Raw genomic sequence first — 10,582 nt, 5'->3', positions numbered from 1 at the left:
TCTACCTGCCAAAGAGCCTCTTTTTAGTGAAGAAGTCGAATTACAGGGACACATTATTGATAGCTTACTACTACCTAAGATTCTTGATGAAATTACAGTTTTGGGAGGAGATTTTTCTATCAATGAGATTTCGGTAGGTCAATTACGATCTGATAGCAGCCATGCCCGAATCAACGTATCAGCAAAAGATTCAGAGACTCTCCAAAGCATTTTAACTCAAATAGCCCAACATGGTGCAGTTTCCATTCATCAATATGATTGTATTTTAAAGCCGGCTGATATGAATGGAGCTTTCCCGGAAGGTTTTTATTGCAGTACAAACCAGAAAACTGAAATTCGAATTGCAGAAAACTGGATACCTGTTGACTTACAGGAAATGGACTGCGGCATCATTGTCAGCCCTGACCAAAAAAAAGCATATTGCTTGCCAATGTCTGATGTTCAAAAGGATGACTTGGTGATAATCGGTCACCAGGGAACCCGAGTGCTACCTGCCGAGCGAAGCACAACGGAAATATCTGGATTCTCTTTCATGAATAGCACTGTTTCGAGTGAAAAACCCAAGGGTGTTACTGTCAGAGAAATTGCATCTGAAATGAAACGCGCCCGAGAAGGAGATGGAAAAATCCTCGTTGTTGCAGGTCCTGCAGTTGTCCATACCGGCAGCAGAGATCACTTCAGTAAACTGATCAGAGAAGGATACGTTAATCTCCTCTTCGCTGGCAATGCGCTTGCTACACATGACATTGAAGAATCTTTTTACGGTACCAGCCTGGGTATTTCGATGAAACATGGTGGCTCCAGTGAAGAAGGCCACGAGCACCACTTACGTTCGATTAATCGTATCCGGCGCTTGGGCAGCATCCAGAATGCGGTGGACCAGGGTATTTTGAAATCCGGAATCATGTATGAATGTGTGAAAAACCAAGTCCCATTTCTATTAGCTGGTAGTATTCGGGATGATGGACCTTTGCCAGATGTCGTCACAGATTCCATAGAAGCACAACGACAAATGCGTGAACTTGTAAAAGGTGTGTCATTCTGTTTGATGATTGCCACAACACTTCACTCCATCGCCGTCGGGAACTTATTACCGGCCAGTGTCAAAGTAGTTTGCGTTGATATCAATCCGGCAACGGTGACAAAACTGGCAGATCGTGGAACCTCTCAGAGTGTCGGATTAGTCACCGATGTAGAACCATTTCTCAGAGTCCTACTGGATGACATCGACTTATTAGGATGATGGTTTTCTTTGATTCACAAATCGTTATACTGTGAATTACTGGAAGATTGAAATCAGACTGTTGCTCTCGAATTCGACCATGTATCCCATCAGGAATGAATTGATGCAGGAATCCGCACAAAAAAAATATCATCTTGTTGATTTTTCGCAAATTGAAGGGACGTCTTGTCCTTGTGGGACTGCAAGGCGCGCGTTTGCTGATGTCAGTGAATTTCCTGGCACATTACACGTCACTGAAATATCCGAAACAGCAGAACTGCATTATCATCGCAAACTCACGGAAACATATTATTTCCTTGAATGTGAAAAGGATGCCCGGATGCAATTGGATGATGAAGTGATTTCAGTACATGCAGGTATGTCAATTGTGATTCCTCCAGGAGTCAGACACCGGGCTATTGGAACCATGAAAATCATTAATATTGTCTTTCCGAAATTTGATCCGGAAGATGAATGGTTTGATTGAGTATCAAATCATTGAATATTATTTTCATTGCAATACGGACATGCTTCCCCATAGATGACCTTCCCACAATTCGTGCACTCATGCGCACCATAGGTCGGACGATCTGGTGTCACCCAGCGCTGGTAAGCAAGAAATGCAAAAACACTCGCGACGAATCCAGCAAAAAAGATCGCAGGTGCCCCCGTACCATACGAATTAATGATCACGACAACCGTGACAATAGCACAAACGAAAAATATGGTTGCATCTCGTAAGCGGTCACGTTGATGGTCACTCGAGTCATAGATATTTTTCCCCTGTTGTTGCAATATCTGACTCAATAATTTCTCTCGTTCGTCCTGTAGTTGCCTGGCTTCTTCGGTTGCTTCCACTGCTAAAAGCAGTCGGGATGCGGTATCCAGAATTCTAAGAGTATCTGCTGTATTGATCTCACTTTGATGTGCCCAGCGGTTTCGATATTCTCTTAGTTCGCCGACAAAGCTCCTTTCCAATGGAGTCAATCGATTGCGAAAGACACTGTTCCAATGGTCCCACAAAATTAACAGGGTTGAATGAGCATCCCAGCGTATGGCTTCACCTGCAGGTTGTGATGTGATCGGTGAATTTCGAAAACTCTCTTTAGCACGATCAATCCAGGAGTCCTGATATACGGCTTTCATTTCCTGCTCAATGAAGGGGCAGAGTCCACACCCAAGCAATTCAAGAGTCAGTTTAATGCGCTCGTTATCCCCGGCCACAGGTCCCCCCTTAAAACACACTCAATACCAAACTCAGCCTCGAGAATGATAATCCTTTTACAAGAGACTGATGCACCTGAACAATAATTCCCTATTTTAGAGACAAGGTCAAGTATCTCTACTTAAATAATTACACAAAGATGGGGATTTTATCGTTAAGAAGTCCGAAAAAGACGTTTAAATGGCCAAACATAATGATTAACCCTAGTTCAGGCGATCAGATCTTCAACCACTTTTCCATGGACATCAGTCAGCCGAAAATCTCGACCTGCAAATCGGTACGTTAATCTTTCATGGTCAAATCCAAGTAGATTGAGTAATGTAGCCTGAAGATCATGTACATGAACTTTATTTTCGACTGCTGCGAAACCAAACTCATCGGTGGCTCCGTAAGCCTGGCCACCTTTCACTCCGCCTCCTGCCAACCAGACCGTAAAACCATGATTGTTATGATCTCGGCCATTCATTTTACCAGCGTTCGCTCCAGGAGTTGGTAGCTCCACTACAGGAGTTCTTCCAAATTCCCCCCCACACATTACAATGGTATCCTCCAGTAGCCCTCTCTGTTTGAGATCCTTTAACAACGCTGCAATCGGCTGAGAGCATTGTTTCGCTAAATGTCGATGCCCTTTTTCGATCTCGTCATGATTATCCCAAGGCTGACCCGCTCCATGCCAGAGTTGCACATAGCGAACACCACGCTCTACTAATCTGCGCGCAATCATTAATTGCCGTGCGTGAACTCCCGAGCCATACATTTCGTGAATGTGTTTTGGCTCCTGAGTAATATCAAATACATCAGAGGCCTGCATCTGCATCCGGTAGGCCAGTTCAAATGATTGAATCCTGGATTCCAATGCTGATTCATCGGAGCGAACAGACTGGTGCTTGCGATTTAATGCCTGTAATAAATCAAGCTGGTGACGCTGTTCGGGCAATGAAAGTTTTTTATTTTTGATGTTGGAAATCAGTTTTTCGATCTGAGTGTGTTTTGTGTCGAGGTGGGTTCCCTGGTAAGCACCAGGCAAAAATGCGGATCGCCAGTTGGCAGATTCAGTAATCGGGTACCCCCCCGGACACATGACTACGAAACCGGGAAGATTCTGATTTTCGGTGCCCAATCCATAAGTAACCCAGGCTCCCATACTGGGGCGTGGCTGGATCAGATCACCACAATTCATCATCATCAAAGAAGGCTCGTGATTAGGCACATTTGTGTACATTGACCTCACAAAGGCAATATCGTCGACACATTCTCCCAATTCAGAAAATAGTTCGCTTACTTCCAATCCACTCTCTCCATACTTTTTAAATTTAAAAGGAGAGGGGAGCGAGGCCCCGGTTTTTCGTTCTGTGCGTAGATTTTGTGTAGGCAACATTTTCCCGGCATATTTTGCCAGAGCTGGCTTGGGATCAAAGGTATCGACCTGTGAAGCACCACCATTCAAAAAGATATGAATGACATGCTTCGCCTTGGGAGGGAAGTGAGACTCTTTTGGAGCCATCGGTGATTCGCCGCGTGCTGACGTAGCCCCAGATGTCTGCTCTAGTAACCCCTCTGAAGCCATTAAGGAAGCCAGTCCCATCGACCCCAATCCGGTACCGCAGCGTTGAAGCATCTGCCGCCGTGTGATTATCGGCTCACAATTGACATGTCGATTTGCATCTGCCATCAGAGCAGGCTCCTCAAATTATTTAAGTTTTCAATCAGAAAATTAATCAACAAACATGAATTCATTGGAAGTACAAAGCACTTGAGCATACTTTTCCCATCCGCTCATGCGAGCGGGAGACTTTACTTGATCCCGATGATGAATCAGGAAATTCTTGCCCAAATCGATTTCGTCAGCAGTTGGTTTTCGCGCCAAGACACGCTGGTAAAGAGCAACAATTGCGGCATCAACACTCTTCTCTTTTGCCATTTTTTCCAGATTCAAATCTTTTACCAGTAATCCTGATTGCTCAATGAGCAAGGGACTATTCATGGCAAACAATGCCTGCTGAGGAACCGTAGTAAAAGGTCTCTTTGCAGTACTGGACTCCACGTTGGCAAAATCAAACGTGCGAAATACGTTTGGTAAATTATTCCGATCCACGAAACTATATACAGTACGTCTTGGGTCTGTAGGAATTTTATCAATCAAATAACTTTTGCCTCCCCGTTCTTTAGAAAGCTGACCGGAGACAAACAGCAACGAATCTCGCATCGCTTCAAAGCCCATTCGCTGAGGAGCGTGTTTCCAAAGCAGACGGTTATCCGAATCAATCATCACTGCCTTTGAGCTTTTCTGAAAAGACTGTCGATAAGTAGCGGATAACATAATCGATTTATGTAATGCTTTTACGGACCAACCCTCGTTCATAAATTGATAGGCCAGATAATCTAGTAGTTCAGGGTGAGTTGGCAGGGCGCTTCTCACACCAAAATCACTGGGGGTTCTGACTAACCCTTCACCAAAATGATGCATCCAGACTCGATTGACAAAGACACGTGCGGTTAAAGGATTCTCACGGGAAGAAATCGATTGAGCCAGCTCCAGTCTCCCACTTCCTTTCTGAAATGGTTTTCGATCTTCTCCAGCCAGTATTCTGAAAAATTGACGTGGGGCTATTTCACCCCGCCGACCAGGATTCCCTCGCAAATGGACATGCGATGTCACTGATTTTTCCTTGTCCAAAAGTACCATCGCACGCGGAGGTGAACCAGGCGATGTTACATCCAAGGTCTCAATGTTCTTTTGTAGTTGACGTATCTTGTTTCTTTGTGCCCGATTGAACATCGACTGCACGACCTCATCACTGACGACAGTAGGAGATTCTGGATGATACAATATTTGACGCAGCTCTTCCGCATTCTGATCATTCAGCTTTTCAGGTAATTTGATCTTGTTTTTTTTTGCATCCTCAAGCGTCTTTATCCATTGCAATTCAACTTCTTTAAAAACATTGCCATAAATTCGACACACATCATAAATCGATTGAGGATGATGATTTTTCAAAGCATGCACGATTAAATGGTTATATCTGGTTCCAGATGGTGTTTTCGCTTCTTGCTCCACTAACTTTTGAATGATCTCAACTGACTTTGTCGAAAATTCCCCTTTTTTAATGGGAGTCAACGCCATCCAGGGGGAAAAAACAGCGGGATATAATTTCGCTTTGTTTGTCAGGAAAGCCTGCCATAGATCAACATACCGCCGATGGGGAGCCTCTTTTGTATATTGGGGCTTTTCATCTATTCCCGTCAGCTTATGTTTAAAAGCAATAGCCTGTAAAACTTCTGCCACTGTTAAACGTGCATTGGCTCTGAATTTCTGACCTTCGTCGTGCTGATAATCATCGATTATTTTCTGACGTTTTGACCTTTCTACCTGATACTCCTTATAAGCTTTTTCCGATTTTGGTTTTCCGATCAGAGGTAAATCTTTTTCTGCAGGTTCATAACTGCTCACGAATACGCTGTATAACGAATAATAATCTTTGCTCGGAACAGGATCAAACTTATGGTCGTGGCAGCGCGCACAGGATGCAGTCAATCCCAATAACCCGCGCGAAACAAGATCGATTCGATCATCTGTAATATCGTGGATATTTCCGCGATAGCGTCGACCTACTGTCATAAATCCAAGCGCAGCCAAGGAACGATCATCGCCTTTTCGATCTAGCTGATCTGCTGCTAATTGTTCCTGAATAAACCTGTCATAAGGCAAATCTTCATTGAATGCACGAATCACATAATCACGGTATGTATAAGAGTAAGGATAGCGGCGTTCCGAGGTAAATACATAGCCTTTGGTATCTGCATAACGCGCAACATCCAACCAATGTCTCCCCCATCGTTCTCCATAGTCTGGAGAAGCCAAAAGCCGATCAATCAGTTTTTCATACGCATTGGGAGACGGATCATTCGCAAAAGTTTCTACATCCTCATAAGAGGGAGGTAATCCAGTTAAATCAACAGAAGCCCTTCGGATAAACTTTCTTCGATCTACAGGGGGCGAAAGCGACAGTTCTTTCTCTTCTAAACGTGAAATCACAAAGTAGTCTAAAGGTGAAGAGATTCGTTGTTGATTTTTGATTTTAGGTAATTTCGGATTCACCACCGGCCGAAATGCCCAGTGACTTTTTGACAACGTTGCGTAATCATAAGATCCGCTTCCTGGAATGACTGTCGGATCATTCTTAGAAATGGGCCAGGGTGTTCCCATTTTAACCCAACGGGTGAGTGCTGCAATTTCTTTGGGTGGCATTTTTCCTTCGGGAGGCATCTGGCTATCATCATCATCATATTGAATAACCTGTATCATTCTGCTTTTGAGAGGGTCTCCTGGAATGACGGCTACACCACTATCACTGCCTTTCATCATCCAGGCATGTGAATCCAGGCGTAAACTTGCCTCCTGTTTCTTGGGACCGTGACAAGCGTAACACCGTTTGACCAGAACCGGACGGATCTCTTTTTCAAAAAATTCAATCTGCTCAGATGGAATTTTCTTTTCTTTGGCAGCCTGAACCAACGCAGGCATGGTACAAGCCAAAAGCATCAGAATTGACAAACTGATAACACCTGAAATCAATCGTGAATTTCCTGATGGCTGAAATAGAATCTGAAGCCGTTTCATATATTCAGTTCTTTCTCAACGAAACCGTGGAGGGAAAAGCAGGAGGGATCAGGTCTGAAGATTCACTTCGACAAACCCGCATCATGTCATTCTACTCGACAATGCAAGCAAGGGGTAGTCAATTTGTACTTAATCCTTATGATCAAGCGGGTTAGCGATTTTAAAAAAACACCGCCATTCTTAACAAGGTTATGAAATTAGAGAAGTGACCATCATTTAATTACTTCCCGAAATCGATTACAGTTGCTCTCTACCTGCTATCGACTTAATTCTTCCCGACTTTCAATTTTTAGTCTGGTAATTTAATTCAGAAATATCGAGGTGACCATGACAGAAGATCAGATTTTATCAGAAGAACAGATACAGGATTTTCTAAACAGTTTTCCGAAATGGGAATTACGTGAAGGTTGGTTGAGAAGAAAGTTTTCGACGCCCGGTTGGTCACATACTTTGATGCTAGTCAATACGATCGGCTATCTGGCAGAAGCAGGTTGGCATCATCCGGACCTCAACGTGGGATATGCCGCAGTGACGGTAAAATTACAGACGCATCGAGTGAAAGCAATTACAACCAAAGACACTGAGTTGGCCCAAAAAATTGAAGAAACAGCAATCTGGTTACCCACGGAGCAATCACCCCTTGATGGATTCCCTAAAAACTGGATTCACTAATAGCAACGGCATTGTTCAAAACTTCAGGAAAGATCGACTATGAAACAGGAACGAATCCTGTTTATTACTGGTAAACTCGCAGAATATTCATTAAGGGAAATTCTGGAAAAGCTAGCTCCGCAGGTTAATTTTACATATGAGATTACCGTCTTAAATGTTCAAGTTGCCGCTTTGATGCATGTTCCACTGGTCAAACGCAGACTGAAAGTTCCTGATGGATTCGACTGGGTCATGCTTCCCGGTTTATGTAAAGGCGATCTTCAGATTCTCACAGATCACTTTGGACTTCCTTTTAAAAGAGGACCAAAAGACCATTTTGACCTTCCGGAATATTTTGGTCAGGCAGGGAGGCCACCAAAAGATCTATCGCAATATGATATCGAAATTCTGGCAGAAATTAATCACGCTCCATTATTGTCTAATGCAGAGATCATTCGACAAGCAGATCATTACCGGCAAAACGGTGCAAACCTGATTGACGTTGGTTGCGTTCCCGGTGAAAGCTGGAGCGGAGCAGGGGATGTCGTACGGATGTTGGTCGACGCGGGGCACCGGGTTTCTATCGATAGCTTTGAACAAAAGGAAGTAGAAGCCGCTGTTAACAGCGGGGCGGAACTCATACTTAGTTGTAATCACACTAACATTGACTGGGTTTCAAAGCTGGGCGTTGAAGTGGTCGCGATCCCGGATCTACCCAGTGATTTTGATTCCCTGCGTGCCATCGTTGATCAACTCGTTCGCTCTGATACGCCATTTCGAATCGACCCCATCCTCGAACCAATTGGATTTGGTTTCACTGCCTCATTAGAGCGTTACTATCGGACACGTAAAGAATTCCCTGAATTTGAAATCATGATGGGTATCGGGAATCTTACCGAATTGACAGAAGTGGACACTGCAGGAATCAATTTCGTTCTGGCTGCTCTATGTCAGGAATTAAATATTCATAGTATTCTGGCAACCGAAGTCATTAACTGGGCACAGAGTGCGATCCGCGAATTTGACTATGCCAGGCGTCTTGTGAAATTTTCGATCGACAACAAAACTCTACCAAAACATATTCATTATCAACTGGTCATGCTAAGAGATGCCCGTCTCAATGAGATGGGGCAGGGTGCCTTAAATCATCTGGCACAACAAATCCGTGATCCCAATTATCGCATCTTCGCTGAACAGGATGAATTACATGTCATAAATCGCGACGGTTACTGGAAAGGTACTGATCCATTTGAGTTATTTGATCAATTTGAGGCAGCCAACCCGAAAGGATTGGATCCCTCTCATGCCTTTTACCTGGGATATGAAATGTGTAAAGCAATGACAGCTTTGACGTTGGGAAAGCACTACCAGCAAGATCAGCCTTTAAACTGGGGCTTCCTGTCACAAGCAGAAGTCAGTGCTCAGGAACGAAGACGGCTTCAGGGAGAAGATCCACAATGTGGACCTCGCTAATGTTTCCTTAAGCGAGTGTCTCTTGATATACTAATCTGGAGCATCTTTTGTAACTCGATCTCATTTGCTAGTTTCGTGCTTCTTTTGTAAAAATCGATCAATTAATGTCTGGCAACTTATCTCAGGATATCTCTCATCTACCCCAACAAAGAGGGAAGTATTTATTGAACCAGCTTCCCTTAGTGGAAGAACTCTTACCTTGCCCGGAGATTGAACAACTCTTTCTTGAATTTGCTTCCGATGACAGCCTGTTGATATTGGAAAGTGCCCGCAAATCAACATCAGTGGGTCGATTTTCTTATTTGATGTGCAACCCACTGACTCGCGTTCAAATCCAAAAAGTTCAGTTTTCAGATGACCCTTTTGAATCATTTCGGCATGTACATGCACGCCATTTTGTGGAATCCATTCCGGATCTTCCCCCCTTTCAAGGAGGATTTGCAGGGCTACTCTCTTACGAACTAGGGCGGTGCTGGGAAAAATTCGAGAGGGCCAGGCATGATGAATTCCAACTCCCTGATTTAGCGGTCGGATTTTATGATTGGGTCATTGCCTGGGATCATAGCCAACAGCGTGCATGGCTTATCGTTCAAGGTTTTGATCAAAATCTGGAATCACAGAATCTTAATCTGGCCAACCAACGCTTGCAGTCTATTAAAACACGCATTGAATTAATTAATTTCAAGAAACAGAACAGATTGACGGCTTTAGAGCAAAGCGTAACTTCACTGAATAACAATCTACAACTCGATGAACTATCTCCGGCTTTTCCACTAGACGGAAACGAAGAGATTCTCAGCAATTTCAGCAAGACGGAATTCCTCAATCACGTCGAACGAATCGTCGAGTATATCCACGCGGGAGATATCTTTCAGGCTAATTTTTCACAACGCTTGTTAAGCCGCTGTACAGGACACCCGGCTGAACTCTATCTTAAATTAAGATCAAAAAATGCTGCTCCTTTTGCTGGCTATTTTGGATGGGATGACTGGGCCGTTGTCAGTTCTTCCCCGGAACGATTTCTCTCTGTTTCTGAAAATGAAGTAGAAACTCGACCGATTAAGGGCACGCGTCGCAGGAAATATGTTCCGGAAGCAGATCTGTTAACACGTGACGAATTGCGTGAAAGCAGCAAGGATCAGGCAGAAAATGTGATGATCGTAGATTTGTTACGCAATGATCTTTCTCGCGTCTGTCAAGCCGGGTCAATTCGTGTACCTCATCTATGCGATGTCGAAACTTATGAAACTGTACAACACCTGGTCTCAGAAGTCAGAGGACAACTCAAACATAATCATACCGTATGGGATTTATTGGCCGCAGCATTCCCCGGAGGTTCCATCACAGGTGCCCCCAAAGTGAGATCACTGGAAATAATATCAGAATTAGA

Annotated in this window: 8 protein-coding genes; 5 read left to right on the top strand and 3 right to left on the bottom strand. The window is 43.9% G+C overall.

All coding sequences use genetic code 11. From position 1 onward, the window contains the following. Both Q0668_RS07455 and Q0668_RS07450 read left to right on the top strand, forming a co-directional pair. Positions 1-1,243, top strand: a 1,243-nt coding sequence (locus Q0668_RS07455) for a TIGR00300 family protein (protein WP_298862177.1), incomplete at its 5' end; no start/stop codon positions are given. Between the two features lie 103 nt (positions 1,244-1,346). Beyond that, on the top strand, positions 1,347-1,709 hold the full coding sequence (locus tag Q0668_RS07450; RefSeq protein ID WP_298862174.1) for a cupin domain-containing protein: 363 nt from the start codon (positions 1,347-1,349) through the stop codon (positions 1,707-1,709). 8 nt (positions 1,710-1,717) lie between these two features. Here the strand turns inward: Q0668_RS07450 and Q0668_RS07445 are convergent, their stop codons facing one another. The 3 genes from Q0668_RS07445 to Q0668_RS07435 form a co-directional block, all read right to left on the bottom strand. Next, positions 1,718-2,446: a Swt1 family HEPN domain-containing protein gene (locus Q0668_RS07445; RefSeq protein WP_298862171.1), complete on the bottom strand. Its 729-nt coding sequence runs from the start codon at positions 2,444-2,446 to the stop codon at positions 1,718-1,720. Positions 2,447-2,655: 209 nt separating this feature from the next. Beyond that, positions 2,656-4,119, bottom strand: coding sequence for a DUF1501 domain-containing protein (locus Q0668_RS07440; RefSeq protein WP_298862168.1), 1,464 nt, complete (start codon positions 4,117-4,119; stop codon positions 2,656-2,658). Positions 4,120-4,161: 42 nt separating this feature from the next. Then, positions 4,162-7,068, bottom strand: coding sequence for a PSD1 and planctomycete cytochrome C domain-containing protein (locus tag Q0668_RS07435; RefSeq protein ID WP_298862166.1), 2,907 nt, complete (start codon positions 7,066-7,068; stop codon positions 4,162-4,164). 327 nt (positions 7,069-7,395) lie between these two features. On the opposite strand from Q0668_RS07435, the gene Q0668_RS07430 reads away from it, so the two are divergent. From Q0668_RS07430 to Q0668_RS07420, 3 genes are all read left to right on the top strand, one after another. After that, entirely contained in the window at positions 7,396-7,740 is a 345-nt protein-coding gene (locus tag Q0668_RS07430) for a 4a-hydroxytetrahydrobiopterin dehydratase (protein WP_298862164.1), read from the top strand. Positions 7,741-7,779: 39 nt separating this feature from the next. After that, on the top strand, positions 7,780-9,192 hold the full coding sequence (locus Q0668_RS07425) for a DUF6513 domain-containing protein (RefSeq protein ID WP_298862162.1): 1,413 nt from the start codon (positions 7,780-7,782) through the stop codon (positions 9,190-9,192). Positions 9,193-9,356: 164 nt separating this feature from the next. Next, a partial coding sequence (locus Q0668_RS07420; protein WP_298862159.1) for an anthranilate synthase component I family protein occupies positions 9,357-10,582 on the top strand: 1,226 nt, incomplete at its 3' end.

Source organism: uncultured Gimesia sp. (genome assembly GCF_937910335.1).
In the GTDB taxonomy this organism is placed as follows: domain Bacteria; phylum Planctomycetota; class Planctomycetia; order Planctomycetales; family Planctomycetaceae; genus Gimesia.
The sequence above is the reverse complement of the archived record's forward strand: the minus strand, read 5'-3'. Positions and strand labels throughout refer to the sequence as shown.